We start from the raw sequence: 22,457 nt of genomic DNA on the forward strand, positions 1-22,457 counted from the left end.
GCGAGGAACTGGATGTGCTGCGCGAGGTCCTGCAGCCTCCGGGCATGATGATTCCGCTGCGAGACATCCTTGAACTCGGCTGCGGCACGGGCGACTTGACGCGCAAAATTGCAGATGCATGGCCGAGAGCGCGGATTCGCGCACTGGAGGTCGATCGTATCCAGCTTGGGCACAACCAGACCCGCAACCGTCACGCCAATATCCGCTACGAATTCGGGCCGGCGCAGGCCATTCCGTGTGAGCCGGAATCGTGCGACGTCGTGCTCATGTTCAAGTCGTTGCACCATGTTCCCCTCGATCTGCTCGACACGGCCCTCGACGAGATTCACCGGGTGCTGCGCCCAGGCGGTGTCGCCTGGTTCGCCGAGCCTGTGTTCGCGGGCGATCTGAATGAGATCATCAGGCTATTCCACGATGAGCAGGTGGTGCGACAAGCGGCATTCGATGCGCTCGTGCGCGCCGGCAACAGCGGTCAGTGGAAACAGACACGCGAGATCCACTATCTCGTGCCGGTGCGTTTCAGCGACTTTGCCGATTTCGAGCGCAAGGTGATGCGGGTCACACACAGCGATTTCGGGTTGACCGATGCGGTGGTCGATCGCGTACGGGAGGCATTCGAGCGCCATATGCGGGCGGACGGCGCGCATTTCGTGCGGCCGATGCGGGCTAATGTTTTCAGCAAGAGGGTGCACGGCGACCGATAGACTGCTGCTTCAGTCATGCTGAACCGGTATAGGTGGCATGGAGGATGCCGGGCACAGTGGATGGATGGCGGGTGAGCGCATGGGCAGGGCCGCGAACCGTGCATGCCCAGGCATGCATGGGGATGGCCATGCGAGGCCCCGGAAGCCGCTGACGTTGGGTCCGGTGAAGGGGCAGAGGTAGAAACGCGGGCTACGTTGCGTCGCTCAGTTGTTCGATCACCAGTGTCCTGATCCAGCGGTTCGCGTCATGCATGTCAAAATTCGCGTGCCAATGCACGGTGACGGTCACGCCGGGAATATCGACCGGCAGATCGTAGACCGCGAGTTTGCCGCCTGGGTTGAGCAACGGGACGGTGCTCCGCGGCAACGTCACGATCAGGTCCGTATGCGCGAGGATGTGGGGCACCACGGTGAAGTGCGGTACCTGAAGCGCAATCTGCCTGTGAATGTTTCGTTTCCGGAAACTGCCCTCGATCTGATGATGTCCGCTTTCGAGCGAGCTCACGAGCACGTGCGGTAACGTCAGGTATTGCTCGAGCGTGAGCGCACGCCGCGGCAGACCCCGACGGCGGCGCGTCATGCACACGTAGTCTTCGTGGAAAAGCGGCTGATGACGAGTCCGGCCAACCAGCGCCGGCAGATTGCCGAGCGCGAGATCGAGGCGTCCCACGCGCAACACGTCCTCGATCTGATCGAGCGGGATCGACTGAACATCTAGTCGCACATGAGGCGCGCATTCCGCCAGCGCCGCGTAGAGCGGCGGCAGGAACGCAAGCTCGCCGATATCCGACATGGCAATCCGGAACGCACGCGTGCTGGTCTTCGGGTTGAACGGGACCATCAATTGCAGCGCATGTTCGGCCGCGGTTATAGCGGCGCGCAGCGGCTCGCGCATCTCCAGCGCGGCCGATGTGGGTTGCATCTCGTTGCCGTTACGCACGAACAGCGGGTCTTCGAGGATCGCGCGCAATCGGCCGAGCGCGTAGCTCACCGCGGGCTGGGACACCCCCAGCCGGATCGCCGCCAGCGTCAGGCTATGTTCTTCCAGAATGGCGTGAAAGACACGCAGCAGGTTCAAATCGATGCGGGTGGTGTCCACGCGTGAGTGCTCGTTAGCCGCCGATGCCAGCAGCCATCGTTCGGGGGCGATGGCTCCGGGCGCGCAGCGTGCGGGTTAATAAATAAACTTATTCAGCCACCGGATATTGATCGATTCGGCGAAATCGTACTTTATTCCTATACTCGCCTGACCTCAAACGATCACGCACGTGATGGTCGGGCGATCATTCGATCCCTTGACCGGCTGGCTGCAGTGCAGCGACGCCATGCATCGCGCGAAGTACCGGTTTGAATCGGACCCGCTGAATAAAGCTGAGGAGTCTTGCGCCATGTCCGCCGTTCCAGATCAATGCGTCTCGTTGCGCCTGCCGTCGCGTGTCACCGCTCGCGTGCTGCTCGTGTGCTGGCTCGCGATTCTGTTCGAGGGTTACGACGTTGGCGTGATGGGCGCGGTGCTGCCGGCGCTCGCCGAGTACAAAGCCTGGCATCTGAGCCCGGTCCAGTTGGGCGCGTTGGGCAGCTATGCATTGCTTGGGATGTTCTTCGGCGCTTTTCTGATCGGCACGCTGAGCGATCTGCTCGGCCGGCGTCGCATGCTGCTCATGTGCGCGACACTGTTCTCGCTGACGATGCTGGGCGCAGCCTGGGCACCGACGCCGGGCTGGTTCGCGGTGTTCCCCTTCATCGGTGGGCTCGGGCTCGGCGGTGTGATTCCGGTGGCTGCCGCGTTGACGATCGAATACTCGGCGCCGCATCGCCGCAACTTCAACTATGGGCTGATGTATTCGGGCTATTCGCTCGGTATTCTGTGCGCGGCCGCGGCGGCGATCCAGTTGCTGCCCGGGTTCGGCTGGCGCGGTGTGGTCGCGTGCGGGGCCGTGCCGCTCGTGCTGCTGTGGCCGATGGCGCGCGCGCTGCCTGAATCGATCGAGTATCTGGTAAGCCAGGGGCGTCATGGGCAGGCGGCCGAACTAGCGGCACGCCTGGGCGTCGACGTGCCGGTCTTGCCGGCGCGTACTTCCGGCGCGGACTACGGCAACTGGCGCGGGGTACTGGGCGAAGTGTTCGCGCGACGCCATCTGCGTGCGACGCTGTGCTTCTGGACGGCGTTGTTCTGCGGCCTATTGCTGATCTACGGGCTCAATACGTGGCTGCCGACCATCATGCGCCGGAGCGGCTACGACCTTGGCTCAAGCCTGACGTTTCTGATCGTGTTCAGCTTCGCGTCGGCGCTCGGAGGGCTCCTGCTCGGCAAGGTCGCCGACCGCGCCGGTGTGCGCGCGACCGTTGGCGTGTTCTACCTGCTCGGCGCGCTCGCGGTGCTCGCGCTGATGTTCAGGCACGGTGTCGCGCTGAACTATCTGTTCGTCGCGCTGGCCGGAGTCGGCAGCATTTCGGCGTCGCTGATCCTGACGGGTCATCTGGCCGACTACTATCCTGGATCGGTGCGCGCCGCGGCCACCGGCTGGGCGCTGAGCTTTTCCCGGATCGGCGCGATGAGTGGACCGCTGCTCGGCGGCTACGTGGCGGCGAGCGGGCTCGGTGTCGGCTTCAATTTCGTCGTTTTTGCGCTGATCGGCCTGCTTGCAGCTGGCGCGGTCCTTCTTCTGCCAACGGCACACGCGGAATAAGCAGGTATTTCGGCATCCATATCATCACGAGCGGCATCACGCGCATGGGCATTACCGACCTGACGGTGGCCGTCTGGCCGTGGCTGCTGACGATGATCGCACTCCTTGTGATGGCTACGTATATGCCGCTCCTTTCGCTCTGGTTGCCCAGGGCGCTCGGCATGATGTGAGGATGGCCATGAAACTCCACGACCCCGGTTGCGACACCGTTCGCGAGGAACTGGATGTGCTGCGCGAGGTTCCGTTTGTTTTCCGCAAGAGGGCGGACGGCGACCGATAGACTGCTTCTTGAGATTGGCGGTTCGCCCGATAACTAGTATTCCGAATCAAATTCTCATCTTTAAAATTCTATCGGAATATTTTTAGAGTGCTCTATTTGTCTCGAAATAAACGTATGGAAGGTTTCGGGATGGATCGGTTTCATGACGTCGACGAAATCTTGCGTACTGGCCCAACTCCGTTTTTTTGAGATGAAGGAGGGGCGATTGCCTGTAACATCGGATCCGGTTCAGCGTGGCCGAATGGTTCAGGAACTTCATCTGGTAGTGCGCGCTATCTCAAGGCGAGCCTCTTTCAAAACCTTGTCGACTCGATCATCGAACACGATCGAACGGCGACCCTTCGCAGGAGACACCAGTTGATACGACAACACTGTAGCGTTGTGGCTTTTGAAGATGTACTCGCTCATCTGCGCAACTCATGACCGCGCAGCTGCTGGCAGGATACGCGCCGTTCATCGCTGCGATCGGCGTGATGATCGCGATAGGTTTGCTGGAAGTCTTGACGTTATTGCTCGGCTTTAGCGCAAGTGAGCACGCAGGCAACATGCTGGTTCATCACTTCGATATCGATCATGGCGGCTGCGTGCAAACGGGCATTGCCGGACAGTTTCTCGGCTGGCTTCACGTGGGCCGCGTGCCATTTCTGGTTTTTATGGTGTTGCTGCTCACGGGCTTCTCGATTTCCGGCTTGATGCTGCAATCGGTCCTGCACTTGCTCTTTCATTTCATGCTGCCGCCATTCGTTGCGGCTATTTTCGCCTTTTCAATCGCGCTGTGTTTCGTCCGCAAAGTCGGCAAGCCGCTCGGCCGGTTTATGCCTCGGGAAGAAACAAGCGCGTTATCGGAAATCGATTTCATCGGCAGGCCGGTGCGTATCGTGACCGGCGAGGCTACGCAAGGCAATCCGGCCGAAGCGCGTTTCGTCGATGAATTCGGCCAGGCGCACTACCTGCGAGTCGAGCCGGACGATGGTAGTCATTTTTTTGTACGTGGCCAAACGGTGTTGATCGTTGCGCGCGTTTCCGCGTCGCTGTATCGCGCGATCAAAAGTCCGCGTCATGAGTGACGTGGACTGCGCTGCGGCAAGCGTCATGACGTTGTACGTCTGCCATCGCAGGTTCTTTACTTTGGGAGTTTAAAAAGGCAATGAATACGATTATGTTATGGGGAGCCGTCGGTTTTGCGGTGGTGCTGGCGCTGTGTCTGATCGGTCTGATTTTTTCGCGGCTCTATGTGCGCGCATCGGCCGAGCGGGGGTTCGTGCGAACTGGCCTCGGCGGTCAGCGTGTCATCATGAGCGGCGGCGCGATAGTGTTACCGGTATTCCATGAAGTCATTCCCATCAACATGAACACGCTGAAGCTCGAAGTGAGCCGCGCGTCGCGTGACAGCCTGATCACCAAAGACCGCATGCGTGTGGACGTCGTGGTGGCGTTCTTTGTGCGCGTCAAGCCCACGTCGGAAGGCGTTTCGACGGCCGCGCAAACGCTCGGCCAGCGCACGCTCGCGCCGGAGAATCTGCGTGCGCTGGTGGACGACAAGTTCGTCGATGCCCTGCGCTCGACGGCGGCGCAAATGACGATGCAGGATCTCCAGGATGCGCGAGAAAAGTTCGTGCAAGGTGTGCAGAACACCGTGGCGGAAGACTTGACGAAGAATGGCCTGGAACTCGAAAGCGTGTCCCTCACTAACTTCAACCAGACATTGAAGGAGTTTTTCGATCCGAACAACGCATTCGATGCCGAAGGTCTCACGAAGCTCACGCAGGAAACGGAGCGTCGCCGCAAGGAGCGCAACGAAGTCGAGCAGGATACGGAAGTATCGGTGCGCGAGAAGAATCGTGACGCACTGGCGAAGCGGCTCGAAATCGAACAGCAGGAAGCCTTCATGAAGCTCGAGCAGGAGCAGCAGGTGAAGACGCGCACGGCGGAGCAAACCGCGCGCATCACCGCATTCGAGGCGCAACGTCATCAGGAGGCGGAGCAAAGCCGCATCGTCGCCGAGCGCCAGGTGCAGGAGTCGGAAATTGAGCGCGAGCAGGCGGTGCGATCGCGCAAGGTCGAAGCCGAGCGCGAAGTACGCGTGAAGGAGATCGATCAGTCGCGCGTGACGCAGATCGCAGAGCAGGAAAAGGCGATCATTATCGCGCAGAAATCGGAGGCGCAATCGCAGGCGCAGGCGCGTGCTAACGAGTCGCTGGCCGAGGCCGTGAAGGCCGAACAACTCGTCGAAACGACTCGCCGCACGGCCGAGGCGGATCGGGCCAAGCAGGTCGCGCTGATCGAAGCCGCGCAGGAAGCGGAAACCAACGCGGTACACATCACAACGAAGGCGCGCGCCGAACGAGAGGCCGCGCAGATGCAGGCCACTGCGATCGTCGAACTCGCGGAAGCGGAGCGCAAGAAGGGATTGGCGAACGCCGAGGCACAGCGCGCGCTGAACGACGCGATCAACACGCTGTCTTCGGATCAGACGAGCCTCAAGTTCAAGCTGGCCTTGCTCCAGGCACTGCCGGCGGTGATCCAGCAGACGGTCGAGCCAATGAAGGCGATTGAAGGCATCAAGATCATCCAGGTCGACGGCCTGAATCGTGGTGCCGTATCGATCGACGGTGTGTCAGGCACGGCAGGCAACAGCAATCTCGCCGAACAGGCCATGTCGGCGGCGCTCGCTTATCGCGCACATGCACCGCTCGTCGATTCGCTGCTCAAGGAAATCGGTTTGAACGGCACGTCGTTGCAGTCGATGGTGGCGGGTGTCGTGCCGGCCGAGATGGCACAGGCTGTTCCAGCCGCGCATGAACCGCTTCCCGCGGGCGACGGCGTGGCACGTTGAACCGCGCTTGCGCCAGATGCGCCGCATCATGCTGTAGCGCATCGGCGCAAGCGTGGCGAATCCGCGAGAGTCGAGGGGCCTGTCCTGGAACGTGGCCATCTGATTGCACGGTCATTCCGTAACATAAACGTACGGACCAGGCGCCTTCGGCATAACGGTGAGCGCCTGCGGAACCAGATAGGCACCGTCGCGATAGCTGATTGAGACATCGCTTACCTCCCTCACGGTTTTCGTCTGCGGTCTGGATGTTTGTCCGCGCCAACAGCTATCGGCGGCCTTACCGTAATCCACGTGCACTGACTTCCCGGTGAGCTTTAGCGTCGCAAATCCCGCGGGAGCAATAGAGCCAACCGCGATGGTGCGTTTCATCTCATACTGCTGGCCTGCCGTACATTCTCCGTCGATCGGCGCCCGATCCCAATTCGCTTCGGATACATCTGTCACGAGGTGCTCAAGAACCGGACGCACGCGCTGCCCCTCCACCAGATAGATCGTGTGTACGAATGGCCGTTTCGATATTTTGCTGAAACATGGCAAGTAGTCCCTCTTCGAGACCGAGCGTATGGACTGTGTTGCCCCCATAGACCAGGCCCGCCTGCACGCCCTCGGCCACCGCGAAATCCTCCTCATCAAACACGGTGTCGTTGGTGTACCGGAAGCGTTTCTCCAAGGCCTTCTGTCCCGCCCCGCCCTCGAACCGTTCAGGCCGGTAGAGCATCTCGTGGGTCCAGAGCGTTCGATCCGGGGCCTCGGGATAGAACAGGTTGATCGACACGTAGTCCGGGTGCATGATGAAGAAGGCGTGGGGAAAGAACGCGTAGTAGACCGAAGCGACCTCCAGGATGTCCCGCTTGGCACGCTCGCACTTCATCCGCTCGGAAAACTGGGTGCGTGCCGCCACCAGACGAATATGGGGTCCCACTTCATCATGGACGATAACGCCTTGCCGGAATGCCTGGGAGAGGGTGTCGCGATGCAGGTAGGGGACGTGATACCCCTCCAGATAGGTCTTGATGAGCAGCTTCCAGTTGGCCTGCTTGATGACACGGGTTTTGCGGTACCGGGCGAGATCGTCGAGTTTAAAATGATCCAGATCGTCGCCCAGGGAACCCAGATAGCGATCCAGATCGATGTCCGCACCCGGCGTGGGGTGAATCCAGACGAGACCGGCACGTTCCACGACCGGGAGTTCGATCAGGGAGAACGCTCCCCGATCGAGGTCCGGGAAGTTGTAGGGCTTCGTGATCCCTTTGAGCCGTCCATCCAGCCCGTAGGACCAGCCATGAAACGGGCAGATGAAGGCCTTGAGGCAGGGTTCTCGACCGGAGACAAGGCGGGCGCCGCGATGACGGCATAGGTTGAGGAAGGCACGCAATGGCCCCTCCTGGTCCCGGACGATCACATAGGGAAGCTTTGCCCAATCGCTCAGCAGGTAGCTTCCTGGCTCCTGGAGGCGCGATGCATGGCCCACCAGCATCGGGTAACACCGGAATACGCTGGTCATTTCCTGTCGCAGCACGTCCGGGTGGGTGTAGAGGTTGACGGGTATGTGCTCAATCCGATCGAGCATGACCTGATCGCGTCCCTGCCGATGCTGGGCAAGCAGGGCATCGAGTGTCTGCCGCTGAATGTGGTGACGCATCGTCGTTCCCCTTCGGCCGAAACCCCTTAAGCTCGTTGCATGTCCTGGGCGGCCGGAACGACCGTTCCCTGGGCCAGGGCGCAGAGCTTTCGGGCTTGACCATCGATGGCATAAATGTCGCACTGGCAGACCACCATGCGTTTTCCGGTGCTACGTGCTTGCGCTATCGCGACGAGGCGAGCACCTATCGCCGGTCGCATGTAGTTGATTTTGAATTCCGCCGTCAGAGCGTTTCCGCCCATAGCCAGACCTCCGGCAAAGGTGATGGCGTTGTCGGCGAGATAACTGATCACGCCGCCGTGGACAAAACCATGCTGCTGTTTGTGGTGATCCCGTACCGTCAGCGCCAGTTCAGCGCTATCGCTGGAGGACGCCACCAATTCAGCACCGAGGAAGTGGCTGAAGGGCTGGGATTCGAAAATCCGGCGGGCAAATGCCTGCATATCGTCCATTGGCGATCTCCTCATCATCGGCGCCCTGTCACCCGCACGGCGTAGCAGGTTAGGTATGCAAAATGTCACATGCTATGGTAGTAGCTCCTGCTCGCTTTCATGTTCGGATTATTTGGCGAATGAAGACCGGTCCCGCGATTCGCCCCAGCATGCGGAGGCGAAAGCCGCGACAGTCGCGTGCACATCAGACCTCCTGGGCGCTTCAGGAGGCGTTTGTTCGGCTTTTGATGGAAAACGACTATGAAGCCATCACCATTCGTAACATTGTCGATCTGGCGGGCACCGGTCTGGGTAGCTTTTACGACTATTTTGCCAACAAGGACGATCTGGCGAGAGTCTGCGTCCATCTACGTACCGAGGTGCTTTTGAAGACGCTGAAAGACGCGCCGGCCCTGGTGATCGACGCCGACGTGTCGCTCGAACGTGCCATCCAGGCGACGATCGATCGTCTGCTGACGGCGCACGCCGATCATCCAGCGCATTGGGGAGTGCATTATCTTTTGGAACGCCGATTCTCTGGCCTGTCGGCCTATGCACCGATGTACGAGCGCTTCGTGCTGGCATGGGAACGGATCCTTGAAGAGGCTCGGGCTGATCTGGCGGTGACGTCCAATGACGTCGCACGGACCTGTCAGACCATCGCCTATGGCCTGATCGCGCATGCTCATATCCGTCATCTTTCCGACACTCGTCATCCTTTGGATCAAGAGAGCCTGCGTCGCTCATTGAATTTGGCGCTCCTTGGCTATCTGAACAGCGTGAGCTGCGGGGCAAATAATTCCCATCGAAGGTGAGCGCGCGCACACCTGGGGTCACTGAGGTGACCACGTCGACGCTATATCCAGGGGGATAGGGCGTTTGACAAGGCGGGCGATGACGCGAGCCGGACGGCGCGCGGTGTCGGTTCGTCTCTTTCCTCGGGCCGGAGCACGGATGTTAGTGACCCAACGGTGGCATCGGCTTGACCCGAGGGCGAGCCATCAAGTGGGCAGCGCTTCGCTGCAAGGTTGACACCGTTGGTCTCGCTTGCCGTGGGCCACATTATTTAAATAGGATTGCGAATATTAAGATATGACAGATTATTCTGTCAGAATCTGCTGAAAGTGTTGCTTCCTCATCGCTCCGTACGACGACGCACAAAAGTTGATTGACGTCAGTCAATATTTTCGATGACATGCCGTCAATAAGAGTACCGCAGTCAAGCGGTCCCGGGAACTTATCGATCGGAGGGTTCGATGAAAACAAGGCATGGAAAGCAGGCATCGATGCGATACGCGCTGATGGGCGTTGCCGCGACGGCGACGTTGTGCATCAATGTAGCGGCATGGGCATGGTCCGATGGCGGGACGATTCGCTTTGTCGGCGCGGTCCTCGCGCCGACATTCGACATCGCGATGGGCAAGCGTCCTTCCGCTGCGCTGGCGACGATGGAGGGGCGTCAAGGCTACGACGCCGCCAATGGTGTCACCACGGTCGCCTATAGCAGTGCCCCGAACGCCGCGCCGCGTGCGGAAGTATCGGTTGTGGCTTCGAATGGTCCGGTTTCGGAGGCGGGCTCGGCCACGCGTCGCCGCATTCGGGTTGGCTTCACTGACGGATCCGGACGACGGGTTTCGCCAGATGCGGCGGGACGTTACCTCATTGGCGCCTCAGGCGGTGTACTCACGCTCGCGCAGAAGCTGTCGAAGGCCGAGCGCAACTCGTACGCCACCTTGGTAATGGACTATCGCTAAGCCAAACCGCGACTCGTTGTCCGGCGCCGATTCGGGGGGGGCACGGCGAAGACAAGCGGTGCGGAAAATCCATTCGGGGTGCGAATGAAGTTGCGCCCCGATCGTCCGTGCCGCTTGCACGCGCATCAGCGCAAGACCCGTCGGGGCCGGCACGTTCCGGCACAGGCGGTACTATCCTTCGCAGCGCCGCGGCTCGCGCTGCCGGCGAGGCTGGCGCGCGGTGCACCGATACGGCCTGGCCCGTCCGCCGCGAGCGTTCGTGTCCATGTAACGAGACGTAACCGCACAGAAGCCGGGGCATTCTTGTGCATCAGTTCTTACAACTTTGAAATACGAAGCCTGCGAGCGCTGCGTTATATTGGCTTCAACAAAACATCAAACCCGAAAGGTGAGTCAATGAAGTTCCCACGTGTTGTTGCGATGCTGCTCGGGGGCATGGCTGTCGGCGCATCAAGTGCTGCCATGGCGGGCGTGAGCGTTGGAGTCAACATCGGTATTCCGGCCCCCGTTTATGTCGCACCGCAGCCGGTTTATGTGCCGCCGCCTCCGCCGCCCGTCGTCTATCAGCCCGCGCCGGTGTATGCCGCCCCGCCGGCTATCGTGATCGGCTGGCATGGGGACCGCTACTGGGACGGCCGCCGCTACTGGGACCGTGACGACTGGTATCGCCACCACGGCGGGTACGGCCACGGTTATTACGATCATGGCCGTGGCCACTACGATCGCGACCACGGTGGCCCTCCGGGGCATTGGCACTGAGTTGCCAGGGAGCAGGGCTGTCGGCTAGCCGCTCGCCAGCAAGCGCCAGCAAGCGCGACGCACATCGAGGCACCGCCTCAAAAACAAAGCCGCCCAATCGGGCGGCTTTCGTTTGCCGATCGTTGCTCGGGCAACGAGGCGCGAGCAAGTGGCTGGCTTAGTCGAGGCCGGCCATGCCACCGACCACGGCGTTAAAGCCCGAGTCGACATGAACGATCTCCGCGGTCACGCCGCCGGCGAGGTCGGAGAGCAGGAACGCGGCGGTGTTGCCGACCTGCTCGATGGTCACGTTACGGTGCAGCGGGGCGTTCTGCTCGACGAAGTCGAGAATTTTGCCGAAGCTCTTGATGCCGCTTGCCGCAAGCGTCTTGATCGGGCCGGCCGAGATGCCGTTGACGCGCACACCCTTGCCGCCGAGAGAAACCGCGAGGTAACGCACGCTGGCCTCCAGCGAGGCCTTCGCGAGACCCATCGTGTTGTAGTTCGGGATGGCGCGTTCCGCACCGAGATAGGTGAGGGTGAGCAGCGACGCGTTGTCGGCGAGCATCGACTGCGCGGCCTTGGCGAGCGCCGGGAAACTGTATGCCGAAATGTCGTGCGCGATGCGGAAGTTCTCGCGCGTCATACCGTCGAGGAAGTCGCCGGCGATCGCCTCGCGGGGTGCGAAGCCGATCGAGTGGACGAGGCCGTCGAGCGTGCCCCAGTGCTGCTTGAGGTCGGCGAACAGCGCTTCGATCTGGGCGTCGTCGGCTACATCGCAGGGGAACACGAGGTCGCTGCCGAACTCCTGCGCGAACTCGGTGATGCGGTCCTTGAAGCGGTCGCCGACGTACGTGAATGCCAGTTCCGCGCCTTCGCGCTTGCACGCTTGTGCGATTCCGTATGCGATCGAACGGTTCGAAAGCAGGCCGGTCAACAGGATGCGTTTGCCAGCGAGGAAGCCCATGAATTCTCCTAAATCAGATCATTGCCCAGGCGCCTCCTGGAGTGGCGCCGCGTGGTTTGGGTAGAATTCTCTCACAACTGACAAGGCACCCCGGACAAATACCGATCTATGAGGACAGGAACGCGAGGCAGGGCGGCGCTCGACGCGCTTGGGGCAACGGTTCCTGCGGGGCGGCTCGCGCCTGGCAAGAGGCTGGCGGCGGCGTGCGTGGCGCTCGTGTTCGGGCTGTCGGCGATGCCGTCCGCGCACGCGGTCCACGCCATAGCGCAGTATGGCGAGCCCAAGTATGCGCAAGGATTCGCGCATTTCGACTACGTCAATCCGGATGCGCCCAAGGGCGGCACGCTCGTGCTCGCCAATCCCGATCGCCTCACGAGCTTCGACAAGTTCAACCCGTTCACGCTGCGCGGCAATGCGGCGCCGGGGCTCGGCATGCTGTTCGAAAGCCTCACGACGGGCAGCCTCGACGAAGTGGCGTCCGCCTACGGCCTGCTCGCCGACGATATCCGGATCGCGCCCGACGCGCTTTCGGTGACGTTCCACATCAATCCGAAGGCGCGCTTCTCGAACGGCGACCCCGTGACGGCCGAAGACGTGAAGTTTTCGCTGGAGACGCTCAAGAGCCGTCAGGCCGCGCCCTCCATGCAGGCGTATTTCAGCGAGATCACGCGTGCGGTGGTCGTCGATCCCTCGACCATCCGCTTCGAGTTCCGTACCAACAACCGCGAGCTGCCGCTCATCGCGGGCGGCATGCCGGTGTTCTCGCACAAGTGGGGCCTGCGCCCGGACGGCAGCCGCATTGCCTTCGATCAGCTCGCGTTCGAGCAGCCGATCGGCAGCGGCCCGTATGTGATCGACCACTATTCGAACGGGCGCACGATCACCTACAAGCTCGATCCTAACTACTGGGGCAAGGATTTGCCCGTGCGCGTGGGCACCCACAACTTCGAGCGCGTGACGTTCAAGCTCTATTCGGACGACGTGGCGCGCCTCGAGGCCTTCAAGGCGGGCGAGTACGATGCGCTCGTCGAATATGTCGCGCGTAACTGGGTGCGGCGCGATGTCGGCAAGCGTTTCGACAGCGGCGAGCTCATCAAGCGCGAGTTCCCGCACCACAACGGCACCGGCATGCAGGGCTTCGTCCTGAACCTGCGCAAGCCCGCGTTTCAGGACGTGCGCGTGCGCCGCGCGCTCGATCTCGCGCTCGATTTCCAGTGGCTCAACCGGATGCTGTTTTATAGCCAGTACCGTCGCATCGACAGCTGGTTCGCGAACACGCAGTTGCAGGCGAAGGGCCTGCCGTCGCCGGGCGAGCTCGCGTTGCTCGAGCCGTGGCGCCATGTGCTCGATCCCGCCGTGTTCGGGCCGCCGCCCGTCCAGCCCGACACGAGCCCGCCCGGTTCGCTGCGCGCGAACCTGCTCAAGGCGCGCGCGCTGCTTGCCGAGGCCGGCTGGACCTATCGCGACGGGGCGCTGCGCAACGAGAAGGGCGAGCCGTTCACGTTCGAAGTGCTCGACGACACGAGCGCGTCGGCCCAGTGGGCGCCGATCATGGCGCAGTACACCCAGGCCCTCGCGCGCCTCGGCATTCGCGTGAACTATCGCTCGGTCGATTTCGCGCTCTACCAGAAGCGGCTCGATGCCTTCGAGTTCGACATGACGACCATCAAGTTCCCCGACGTGCAGGTGCCCGGCGCGGAGCAGGTCGACCGTTTCGGCAGCAAGGCCGCCGACGAGCCGGGCTCGGGCAATCTGCTCGGCCTGAAGTCGCCGGCAGTCGATGCGATCCTCAAGGCGCTCACGCAGGCGCAGACGCTCCAGCAGCTGCTCGACGCCACCCATGCCCTCGACCGGGTGCTGATGCACGGCTACTATGTGGTGCCGCAGTGGTACAGCGCGACGCACCGCGTGGCCTACAAGAACACGCTGGCGTATCCGGCGAAGCTGCCGCTGTACTATGGCGCGAACGACTGGATCATCTCGACGTGGTGGTTCAAGCCGCAGCCCGGGCCGCAAGCGGCCGGTCATTGACAACGGACACGACGGAAGCAACGAATATGTGGAGCTACATCGTCAAACGCCTGCTGCTGATGATCCCGACGCTGCTCGGCGTGCTCACGCTGACCTTCGGCGTGATCCAGTTCGTGCCGGGCGGCCCCGTCGAGCAGGCGGTGCGCGAGTTGCGGCGGGGCGCGGAGCAGGGCATGCCGTTCGGCATGCGCGCGCATTCCGGTGTCGACGCGCAGCAGGTCGCACAACTCAAGCAGCTCTATGGTTTCGACAAGCCGCCGCTCGAACGCTACTTCCTGATGCTCGGGCGCTTCGCGCGCCTCGACCTCGGGCAGAGCTATTTCCACCACCAGAGCGTGTGGTCGCTCATCATCTCGAAGCTGCCGGTGTCGATCAGCATCGGCTTGTGGACCTTCTTTCTCACCTACCTGATATCGGTGCCGTTGGGCATCGCCAAGGCGGTGCGCAACGGCTCGCGCTTCGATCTCGTGACGAGCCTCGTCGTGCTCGTCGGTTATGCGATTCCAGGCTTCGTGCTGGGCGTTCTGCTGCTCGTGCTGTTCGGCGGCGGCTCGTTCCTGCAGCTCTTCCCGCTGCGCAATCTCACGTCCGACAACTGGGACACGCTTTCGCTCGGCGGCAAGATCCTCGACTATCTCTGGCACATCACGTTGCCGGTAACCGCCTCGGTGGTGGGGAGTTTCGCCGTCACGACCATGCTGACCAAGAATGCCTTTCTCGAAGAGATCCGCCGCCAGTACGTGCTGACCGCGCGCGCGAAGGGTCTCTCGGAGCGCACCGTGCTCTGGAAGCACGTGTTTCGCAACGCCTTGCTGCCGCTCGTGGTCGGCTTTCCGTCGGCGTTCATCGGCGCATTTTTCACAGGTAGCCTGCTGATCGAGACGCTCTTTTCGCTGGACGGCCTCGGGCTGCTCTCGTACGAATCCGTCGTACGGCGCGACTATCCGGTCGTGCTCGGCACGCTGTATCTCTTCACGTTGATCGGACTCCTGACCAATCTGATCTCCGATCTCTGTTACGTGTGGGTCGATCCCCGCATCCAATTCGAACACCTGGAGCGCTGAGTTGAACCGAGTCCGTGCCGGCGCAGAGCCCGAGTTGCGCACCGAGTCTGTGCGCGCCTTCAAATCGCCCACGCCCGCACGGCGGGTGTGGCTGCGCTTCAGGCAGCAGCGGCTCGGCTACTGGAGCCTCATCGTCTTCGTCGTGGCGTTCGCGGCCAGCCTCGCGGCGCCGCTCTGGAGCAACGACAAGCCGCTCGTCGTGCGCTACGACGGTCATCTGTACTTCCCCCTCTTCAAGGAGTATCCGGAGACGACGTTCGGCGGCGACTTTCCTGCGCCTGCCGACTATCTCGATCCCTACATCCGCCACCGTTTCGACGCACCCGGCAACTTCGCGATCTATCCGCCCAATCCGTACTACTACGACACGCTCAATTACTTTTCGAAGGTGCCGAATCCCGCGCCACCGTCGCGGCAGAACTGGCTCGGCACCGACGCGAGCGGACGCGACCTGTTCGCGCGGCTGTTGTACGGCTTTCGCGTATCCGTGGAATTCGGGCTGGTGCTGACGGCGATCGGCACGATCATCGGCATTCTGGCGGGGGCGGTGCAGGGTTACTTCGGCGGCAAGGTCGATATTCTCGGGCAGCGCCTGATCGAGATCTGGAGCTCGATGCCGGAGCTTTATCTGCTCATCATCTTCGCCGCGATATTCGAGCCGGGCTTCATCCTGCTCATCGTCCTGTTGTCGCTCTTTGGCTGGATCGGGCTCGCGAGCTACGTGCGCGCCGAATTCCTGCGCAACCGCAACCAGGACTACGTGCTCGCCGCGCGCGCGATGGGGCTTTCGAACTGGCAGATCATCTGGCGTCACGTGCTGCCCAACAGTCTCACGCCGGTCATCACGTTCCTGCCGTTTCGCATGAGCGGCGCGATTCTCGCGCTCACGAGCCTCGATTTCCTCGGTCTTGGCGTGCCTCCGCCCACGCCGAGCCTCGGCGAGTTGCTCGCGCAGGGCAAGGGCAATCTCGACGCATGGTGGATCTCGATGTCGACGTTTGGCGTGCTCGTCGTCACGTTGCTGTTGCTCACGTTCATGGGCGACGCGCTGCGCAACGCCCTCGACACGCGCATCTCCGACGCCATGAAAGCCGGAGGCAATCAGTGAGCGCCCAGCCGGAAAACATTGCCGCGCCGCTCTTGTCGATCGACCATCTGAGCGTGCGCTTTGGCGAGACCCTCGCCGTCGACGACGTCACGCTCGCGATCGGGCGAGGCGAGCGCGTGGCGCTCGTCGGCGAATCGGGTTCGGGCAAGACCGTGACCGCGCTCGCCGTTCTGCGCCTGTTGCAGGATGCGCAGGTCAGCGGAACGATCCGTCTCGACGGTAACGATCTGCTCGCGAAGAGCGAGCGCGCAATGCGCGGCCTGCGCGGCAGCGATATTGCGATGATCTTCCAGGAGCCGATGACGGCGCTCAATCCGCTCTATACGATTGGCGAGCAGATCGCGGAAACCATCATGCTGCACGATGGCGTCCCGAAAAAGGAGGCCTACGAGCAGGCGGTGGGGCTGCTCGAGCGTACCGGCATTGCCGAAGCGCGGCGGCGCGTCTCGAACTATCCGCACCAGCTTTCGGGTGGCCAGCGCCAGCGCGTGATGATCGCGATGGCGCTCGCGTGCCGCCCGCGCCTGTTGCTCGCCGACGAGCCGACCACGGCGCTCGACGTGACGATCCGCGGCCAGATCGTCGATCTCCTGCTCGAACTGCAACGCGAGGAGGCACAGCGGCGCGGCATGTCGGTGCTGCTCATCACCCACGACCTCAATCTCGTGCGCCGCTTCGCGCAGCGCGTGGCCGTGATGGAGAAGGGCAGGCTCGTCGAGTCGGGCAGCGTCGAGCAGATTTTCGAGGCGCCGCAGCACTCGTACACGCAGCGGCTCATCGCGAGCCGGCCAGAGCGCAACGTGCTGCCCGTGCTGCCGATCGCGCCGGTACTGCTGCAGGCGAAGGACGTGATCGTCGACTTTTCAACCAGACTGCCCGGTTTTCGCGGATGGTGGCGCAAGGGGCGCTATCGCGCGGTGAACGACGCGAGCATCTCGGTGCGCCAGGGCGAGACGCTCGGGATCGTCGGAGAATCGGGCTCGGGCAAAACGACGCTCGCCATGGCCCTCTTGGGGTTGCAGCGCACGGCGGGCGGTGTGGTCGAGTTCCAGGGACGCCCGATCGCGAGTTATCAGGGGCGCGACAAGCTGTCGTTGCGCTCGCATCTGCAGGTTGTCTTTCAGGATCCGTTCAGTTCGCTTTCGCCGCGACAGACCATCGAGCGCATCGTGGGAGAAGGGCTCGCGCTGCATCGGCCCGATCTTTCCGGCGACGAGCGGCGCAAGCGCATCGTGGGCGTACTGCGTGAAGTCGGCCTCGATCGCACGGCTTTGCAACGCTACCCGCATGAGTTCTCGGGCGGCCAGCGCCAGCGCATTGCCATCGCGCGCACGCTGGTGCTCGAGCCGCGCGTGATCGTACTGGACGAGCCGACCAGCGCCCTCGACGTCTCGATCCAGCAGCAGGTACTGCGATTGCTCACAGATCTGCAGCGCAAGTACAACCTCGGCTACGTCTTCATCAGCCACGACCTGGCGGTGATCGGCGCGATGGCGCACCGGGTCGTGGTGATGCAGAGCGGGGCCATTGTCGAGGCGGGTGAGATCTCGAGCATCTTTGACAAGCCGTCCCATCCTTACACGCAAAAGTTGTTGAAAGCCGCCTTCATGCGGTGACCTTCGACGAAACTTTAGGGTTCCACGTTGTGAAATTCGTCAATGAAGTGAATATCGCGATTGAATTTTTCTATTTGTTTTGACACACAAATACTTACTGGCTAGTATCGTCCAAACTTTTCCACTAACTCCCTGATTTACGGGCAATTTCTACCGACCAATGCAGCACCGATACCTGACCCAGGCTTGCACGCGCGCCGTCGCCGGGATGTTCATCGGCGTACTGATGGCCGCAGCTACCGGCGCGTTCGCCGACGAAGTAAGCAGCTTCAACCAGAATGCCTCCTTTTCGCCGAGCAATTCGGCGAATCCGCAGTCCATCCCTGCTGTTCAGAACGCACTCCAGAATGCCAACCAGGCGACCCCGGCGGCGGCTCCTGCCCCGACCGAAGGCGGCGCCAAGGCGTTCCTTTCCGGCATGGCCGGCAAGGCCGGCGACGTCGTTGTGGGCGCGCTCAACATGATCGGCGTGCGTTACCGCTGGGGCGGCAGCACGCCCGACTCCGGCCTCGACTGCAGCGGCTTCGTGCGCTACGTGTTCCAGGACACGCTCGGCATGTCGCTGCCGCGGCGCGCCGAGGAAATGAGCCGCGTGGGCGAGAAGGTCAGCATGAGCAACCTGAAGCCGGGCGACCTCGTGTTCTTCAATACGATGCGTCGCACGTTCTCGCACGTCGGCATTTACATCGGCGACAACAAGTTCGTGCATTCGCCGTCTACGGGCAGCACGATCCGTGTCGACGACCTCGACGACGGTTACTGGGAAAAGCGTTTCACGGGCGCCCGCCGAGTCGAAACGTCGTTCACGCCGGACCAGCAGCGAAGCCTCAAGCGCGTGAGCGCGCAGTTCGACGGCAACGGCGGCAACTGAGCGGCGACTGAGCGCGCGGTTATCGCAAAGTCGTAGCGCACTCGCAGCGAACCCAAAGCCTGCTTCGAAAGAAGCAGGCTTTTGGTGTTTGTACGCCTGCCAAAGGCCGCTGCGGCCTGACGCTCAGGCCGCCACGCGCGCCGCGGCGAGCTTGCGCTCGAGTTCCGGCATGACGCGTGCCGCGGCTTCCTCGCCCGCGAGGATCGCCGCGTTGCGCTGAGTGAAGTCGCTGCTCGACATCGCATTGAGATTCGGGCGGATCACGACATCGGCGTACTTGTCGAGCTCGTAGGTCTTGATCGTCTGCCCCATGATCGTGAAGGTCTGCATCAGCACATCGAACTGGCTCAGTGTCGAGGCCGATTCCGGGCGCGCCGAGATGTCGACGGCGATCACGAAATCGGCACCCATCCTGCGCGCGAAGGAGGCAGGCACCGGGCTCACGAGGCCGCCGTCCACGTATTCACGGCCTGCGATCTTCACCGGCTCGAAGAGCGACGGGATGCTGCACGACGCGCGCACCGCGATACCCGTGTTGCCGCGCTGGAAGAAGATGGGCTGCCCCGTGCGCAGGTCGGTGGCGACGACGCCAAGCGGCTTCGCCATCTTTTCGATGGGGCGATCGCGCAGGGTCGTGTTCAGGTAGTTCTGCAGCGCGACGCCCTGCAAGAGGCCGCGCGTGCGAAACGGCATGGCCCAGTCGCTGATCGAGGCTTCGTCCATCGTCAGGGCGAGCTTGTTGAGCGCGAAACCATTCATGCCCGACGCGTACAGGGCTGCCACGACCGAGCCCGCGCTCGTGCCGACCACGAAGTCGATCTGCACGTTACGCGCTTCCAGCGCCTTGATCACGCCGATGTGCGCGAAGCCGCGTGCCGCGCCGCCGCCAAGCGCGAGTCCCACGCGCACCGGGCGCGCAGGCCTGGCCGCGGACGGCGTGGGCGTGGTGGCGGCAGGCGGCGCGACGCTGGCGGTCTGCGTGCCCGCGGTCGAGCACGCGGCGAGGACGGTGGAGGCGGCCGCTAGCGAAAAGTGGCGGCGGCTCCGCGAGGGGGATGACGACTTCAAGAAAGTTCTCCATGCGGCCCGCGTTCGTGTTCCACGAAGGAACGGCGCGATGCCCGGGTCTGCTCGCGTGCGCTCGAGTGTCTGTTGTTTGCGCGCGCGACGCCGCATCGTGGTGGTGGCGCGACGACATCATAAGGCAAAGCGCGGCGGGTTTAGCGAGCGTGCATGTAACGCGATGTGTCGGCATATGACAACGCGCACCCCGGTGGGCGCGGTCCGCGAGCGCGACGACCCGCGCATGGGCAAACACGGCACGCAGGGCACGCGCGGGGCGGGCCGAAGCAGTCTGCGGCGGGTATAATCCGGACTCGAATTTTCCCGGATTCCCGTTCGCGCGCGTGCCTGCGTGTCCCGGCGCTCCGCGCTGCTGGCGCGAGTCGAACGCGCTGTGCTCCCCGCCGCGAACCCCAGTCGTCCGCCGCCGTTGCTGCTTTTACCGCCAGCGCCGGGTGCCGGACGGCATCGCTTTCGAGTAATCGCCCATGACCACCTCTGTCGTCCGTACCCGCTTCGCGCCGAGCCCGACCGGCTTCATTCACCTCGGCAACATCCGCTCCGCGCTTTATCCGTGGGCGTTCGCGCGCCACAACAAGGGCGTCTTCGTGCTGCGGATCGAAGACACCGATCTCGAGCGCTCGACGTCGGAATCGGTCGACGCGATTCTCGAAGGCATGGAATGGCTCGGCCTGAACTTCGACGAAGGCCCGTTCTATCAAATGCAGCGCATGGACCGTTATCGCGAAGTGCTCAAAGAGATGCAGGAGCAGGGCCTCGTCTACCCGTGCTACATGTCGACCGAAGAGCTCGACGCGCTGCGCGAGCGCCAGCGCGCCGCCGGCGAGAAGCCGCGCTACGATGGCACGTGGCGCCCCGAGCCGGGCAAGGTGCTGCCCACGCCGCCCGAGGGCGTGCAGCCGGTGCTGCGTTTCCGTAACCCGCTCACGGGCGTGGTGGCGTGGGACGACGCCGTGAAGGGCCGCGTCGAGATCTCGAACGAGGAGCTCGATGACCTCGTGATCGCTCGCCCGGACGGCACGCCGACCTACAACTTCTGCGTGGTCGTGGACGACCTCGACATGAAGATCACACACGTGATTCGCGGCGACGACCACGTGAACAACACGCCGCGCCAGATCAACATCCTGCGTGCGCTAGGCGCCGAGCCGCCTGTCTACGCGCACCTGCCGACCGTGCTCAACGAGCAGGGCGAGAAGATGAGCAAGCGTCACGGCGCGATGAGCGTGATGGGCTATCGGGATGCCGGCTATCTGCCGGAAGCGGTGCTCAACTATCTCGCGCGTCTGGGTTGGTCGCACGGCGATGCCGAAGTGTTCACACGCGAGCAGTTCGTCGAATGGTTCGACCTCGAGCATCTCGGCAAGTCGCCCGCGCAGTACGATCACAACAAGCTCAACTGGCTCAACAACCACTACTTGAAGGAAGTGGACAACGCGCGCCTCGCCGAGCTGTCGAAGCCGTTCTTCGCCGCGCTGGGCGTGGACGAAGCCGCGCTCGCGAAGGGGCCGTCGCTCGAAGGCGTGGTCGCGCTCTTCAAGGACCGTGCGAACACGATCAAGGAGATTGCCGAAAGCGCGATGATGTTCTACCGCGAGCCGCAGCCGGAAGCCGAAGCGCTCGCGCAGCACCTGACCGATGCAGCGCGCACGGCGCTCGCCGATCTGGCCGCTGCGCTCAAGAGTGCGGAATGGACGAAGGAGGGCGTCTCGGCCGCACTGAAGGCGACGCTCGCCACGCACAAGCTCAAAATGCCGCAGCTCGCGATGCCGGCCCGTCTGCTCGTGGCGGGCACGACGCATACGCCGTCTGTCGATGCGGTGCTCGTGCTGTTCGGACGCGAAGCGGTGGTGAGCCGCATCGAGAAGGGCATTTCGGCGGCGGTGTAAATTTTTGAAGAATTTTTTGCCCGGACCCTAGCGCCCGGGCAACAGTTCTTGTAGTATTCGGGCTCCGTTGAATACGGAGCGCGAGATCGCTGCAAACAAGCGGCAAATCTCACGCAAAGAGCCGCAGAATCGGGCAAGGATGTTTCGTGGAAACATCGGCGCGCTGCAAAAAACGATCCAAAAGCTCTTGACTAAAGCGAAATTGATGTTTAAAATCTCGCTTCTGTTCTGCAAGGGGGTATAGCTCAGCTGGGAGAGCGCTTGCATGGCATGCAAGAGGTCAGCGGTTCGATCCCGCTTACCTCCACCAAAAGAACAGGCAGTAACTGTAGCAAAGGCATAGTCTGCAAAGATCATGTCCCCTTCGTCTAGAGGCCTAGGACATCACCCTTTCACGGTGAGTACAGGGGTTCGAATCCCCTAGGGGACGCCAGACATGAGCGTCGTCGATGAGATCGGCGAAGCATCAGGTGGAAATCAGCCGACATCCATCTGTTTGTGTCGAACTGGAGCGGTAGTTCAGTCGGTTAGAATACCGGCCTGTCACGCCGGGGGTCGCGGGTTCGAGTCCCGTCCGCTCCGCCAGATCGAGCCCGTTCAGAAATTGTGAGCGGGCTTTTTAGTTAAAGTGACGATTACAGGCGCAAGCCCGTGTTGTCCCCTTCGTCTAGAGGCCTAGGACATCACCCTTTCACGGTGAGTACAGGGGTTCGAATCCCCTAGGGGACGCCAAATCAAAATGCGGCGCCAAGG

General features: G+C 62.4%; 19 protein-coding genes, 4 tRNA genes and 1 pseudogene. 18 read left to right on the forward strand and 6 right to left on the reverse strand.

Going from position 1 to position 22,457, the window contains the following annotated elements; genetic code table 11:
- The first annotated feature begins 14 nt into the window (after positions 1-14).
- Positions 15-704 (forward strand): class I SAM-dependent methyltransferase, encoded by a 690-nt coding sequence (locus BMI01S_RS22505; RefSeq protein ID WP_051381391.1) that lies wholly within the window; start codon positions 15-17, stop codon positions 702-704.
- A gap of 190 nt (positions 705-894) precedes the next feature.
- Here the strand turns inward: BMI01S_RS22505 and BMI01S_RS22510 are convergent, their stop codons facing one another.
- Positions 895-1,803: a LysR family transcriptional regulator gene (locus BMI01S_RS22510; protein ID WP_028230722.1), complete on the reverse strand. Its 909-nt coding sequence runs from the start codon at positions 1,801-1,803 to the stop codon at positions 895-897.
- A 289-nt stretch (positions 1,804-2,092) separates the two neighbouring features.
- Here BMI01S_RS22510 and BMI01S_RS22515 point away from each other — a divergent pair, with 289 nt between their 5' ends.
- The 4 genes and pseudogenes from BMI01S_RS22515 to BMI01S_RS22525 all read left to right on the forward strand — a co-directional run bounded on the left by BMI01S_RS22515 (position 2,093) and on the right by BMI01S_RS22525 (position 6,510).
- Positions 2,093-3,394, forward strand: a complete 1,302-nt coding sequence (locus BMI01S_RS22515; RefSeq protein ID WP_042290649.1) for an MFS transporter — start codon at positions 2,093-2,095, stop codon at positions 3,392-3,394.
- A gap of 23 nt (positions 3,395-3,417) precedes the next feature.
- Positions 3,418-3,564: pseudogene (locus tag BMI01S_RS43120) on the forward strand (C4-dicarboxylate ABC transporter permease); the annotation flags it as partial.
- A gap of 529 nt (positions 3,565-4,093) precedes the next feature.
- Positions 4,094-4,741, forward strand: a complete 648-nt coding sequence (locus BMI01S_RS22520) for a YqiJ family protein (RefSeq protein ID WP_028230720.1) — start codon at positions 4,094-4,096, stop codon at positions 4,739-4,741.
- Between the two features lie 80 nt (positions 4,742-4,821).
- Positions 4,822-6,510, forward strand: coding sequence for a flotillin family protein (locus tag BMI01S_RS22525; RefSeq protein ID WP_042290632.1), 1,689 nt, complete (start codon positions 4,822-4,824; stop codon positions 6,508-6,510).
- Between the two features lie 111 nt (positions 6,511-6,621).
- Here the strand turns inward: BMI01S_RS22525 and BMI01S_RS22530 are convergent, their stop codons facing one another.
- The 3 genes from BMI01S_RS22530 to BMI01S_RS22540 form a co-directional block, all read right to left on the reverse strand.
- On the reverse strand, positions 6,622-6,879 hold the full coding sequence (locus BMI01S_RS22530) for a hypothetical protein (protein ID WP_154671216.1): 258 nt from the start codon (positions 6,877-6,879) through the stop codon (positions 6,622-6,624).
- 82 nt (positions 6,880-6,961) lie between these two features.
- Positions 6,962-8,152, reverse strand: coding sequence for an aromatic ring-hydroxylating oxygenase subunit alpha (locus BMI01S_RS22535; RefSeq protein WP_042290636.1), 1,191 nt, complete (start codon positions 8,150-8,152; stop codon positions 6,962-6,964).
- A gap of 26 nt (positions 8,153-8,178) precedes the next feature.
- Complete coding sequence (locus BMI01S_RS22540; protein WP_154671215.1) at positions 8,179-8,604, reverse strand: PaaI family thioesterase; 426 nt, start codon at positions 8,602-8,604, stop codon at positions 8,179-8,181.
- 119 nt (positions 8,605-8,723) lie between these two features.
- On the opposite strand from BMI01S_RS22540, the gene BMI01S_RS22545 reads away from it, so the two are divergent.
- From BMI01S_RS22545 to BMI01S_RS22555, 3 genes are all read left to right on the forward strand, one after another.
- Positions 8,724-9,398: a TetR/AcrR family transcriptional regulator gene (locus BMI01S_RS22545; protein WP_042290639.1), complete on the forward strand. Its 675-nt coding sequence runs from the start codon at positions 8,724-8,726 to the stop codon at positions 9,396-9,398.
- A 441-nt stretch (positions 9,399-9,839) separates the two neighbouring features.
- Positions 9,840-10,337, forward strand: a complete 498-nt coding sequence (locus tag BMI01S_RS22550; RefSeq protein ID WP_154671214.1) for a hypothetical protein — start codon at positions 9,840-9,842, stop codon at positions 10,335-10,337.
- Positions 10,338-10,733: 396 nt separating this feature from the next.
- Positions 10,734-11,096: a hypothetical protein gene (locus tag BMI01S_RS22555; protein ID WP_028230717.1), complete on the forward strand. Its 363-nt coding sequence runs from the start codon at positions 10,734-10,736 to the stop codon at positions 11,094-11,096.
- A 157-nt stretch (positions 11,097-11,253) separates the two neighbouring features.
- Here BMI01S_RS22555 and fabI read toward each other — a convergent pair whose 3' ends face one another.
- A complete protein-coding gene (fabI, locus tag BMI01S_RS22560; RefSeq protein WP_028211371.1) occupies positions 11,254-12,042 on the reverse strand; it encodes an enoyl-ACP reductase FabI in 789 nt (262 codons plus the stop codon).
- Positions 12,043-12,150: 108 nt separating this feature from the next.
- Between fabI and BMI01S_RS22565 the strand changes: the two genes are divergently transcribed.
- The 5 genes from BMI01S_RS22565 to BMI01S_RS22585 all read left to right on the forward strand — a co-directional run bounded on the left by BMI01S_RS22565 (position 12,151) and on the right by BMI01S_RS22585 (position 18,732).
- Complete coding sequence (locus tag BMI01S_RS22565; protein ID WP_081723388.1) at positions 12,151-14,073, forward strand: extracellular solute-binding protein; 1,923 nt, start codon at positions 12,151-12,153, stop codon at positions 14,071-14,073.
- Between the two features lie 26 nt (positions 14,074-14,099).
- The gene (locus tag BMI01S_RS22570) at positions 14,100-15,137 is read left to right on the forward strand and encodes a microcin C ABC transporter permease YejB (protein ID WP_028211373.1); all 1,038 of its coding nucleotides are present in this window, start codon (positions 14,100-14,102) and stop codon (positions 15,135-15,137) included.
- Between the two features lies 1 nt (position 15,138).
- Positions 15,139-16,245 carry an ABC transporter permease gene (locus BMI01S_RS22575; protein ID WP_028211374.1) on the forward strand — a complete coding sequence of 369 codons (1,107 nt, stop codon included), beginning with the start codon at positions 15,139-15,141 and terminating at the stop codon, positions 16,243-16,245.
- A complete protein-coding gene (locus BMI01S_RS22580; protein WP_028211375.1) occupies positions 16,242-17,861 on the forward strand; it encodes an ABC transporter ATP-binding protein in 1,620 nt (539 codons plus the stop codon). Before BMI01S_RS22575 ends, BMI01S_RS22580 begins: the two co-directional genes overlap by 4 nt.
- A gap of 160 nt (positions 17,862-18,021) precedes the next feature.
- Positions 18,022-18,732 (forward strand): C40 family peptidase, encoded by a 711-nt coding sequence (locus BMI01S_RS22585; protein ID WP_028211376.1) that lies wholly within the window; start codon positions 18,022-18,024, stop codon positions 18,730-18,732.
- A gap of 123 nt (positions 18,733-18,855) precedes the next feature.
- Here the strand turns inward: BMI01S_RS22585 and BMI01S_RS22590 are convergent, their stop codons facing one another.
- A complete protein-coding gene (locus BMI01S_RS22590) occupies positions 18,856-19,800 on the reverse strand; it encodes a patatin-like phospholipase family protein (protein WP_028230715.1) in 945 nt (314 codons plus the stop codon).
- Between the two features lie 482 nt (positions 19,801-20,282).
- On the opposite strand from BMI01S_RS22590, the gene gltX reads away from it, so the two are divergent.
- The 5 genes from gltX (at position 20,283) to BMI01S_RS22615 (ending at position 22,436) form a co-directional block, all read left to right on the forward strand.
- Complete coding sequence (gene gltX, locus BMI01S_RS22595) at positions 20,283-21,704, forward strand: glutamate--tRNA ligase (protein ID WP_028211378.1); 1,422 nt, start codon at positions 20,283-20,285, stop codon at positions 21,702-21,704.
- Positions 21,705-21,938: 234 nt separating this feature from the next.
- Positions 21,939-22,014, forward strand: a tRNA-Ala gene (locus tag BMI01S_RS22600).
- Positions 22,015-22,061: 47 nt separating this feature from the next.
- Positions 22,062-22,137 (forward strand) — tRNA-Glu (locus tag BMI01S_RS22605).
- A gap of 75 nt (positions 22,138-22,212) precedes the next feature.
- A tRNA-Asp gene (locus BMI01S_RS22610) sits at positions 22,213-22,289 on the forward strand.
- Positions 22,290-22,360: 71 nt separating this feature from the next.
- Positions 22,361-22,436: transfer RNA gene (locus tag BMI01S_RS22615), tRNA-Glu, on the forward strand.
- Positions 22,437-22,457: the final 21 nt, after the last annotated feature.

This window comes from Paraburkholderia mimosarum LMG 23256 = NBRC 106338, from assembly GCF_000739815.1.
GTDB lineage: Bacteria > Pseudomonadota > Gammaproteobacteria > Burkholderiales > Burkholderiaceae > Paraburkholderia > Paraburkholderia mimosarum.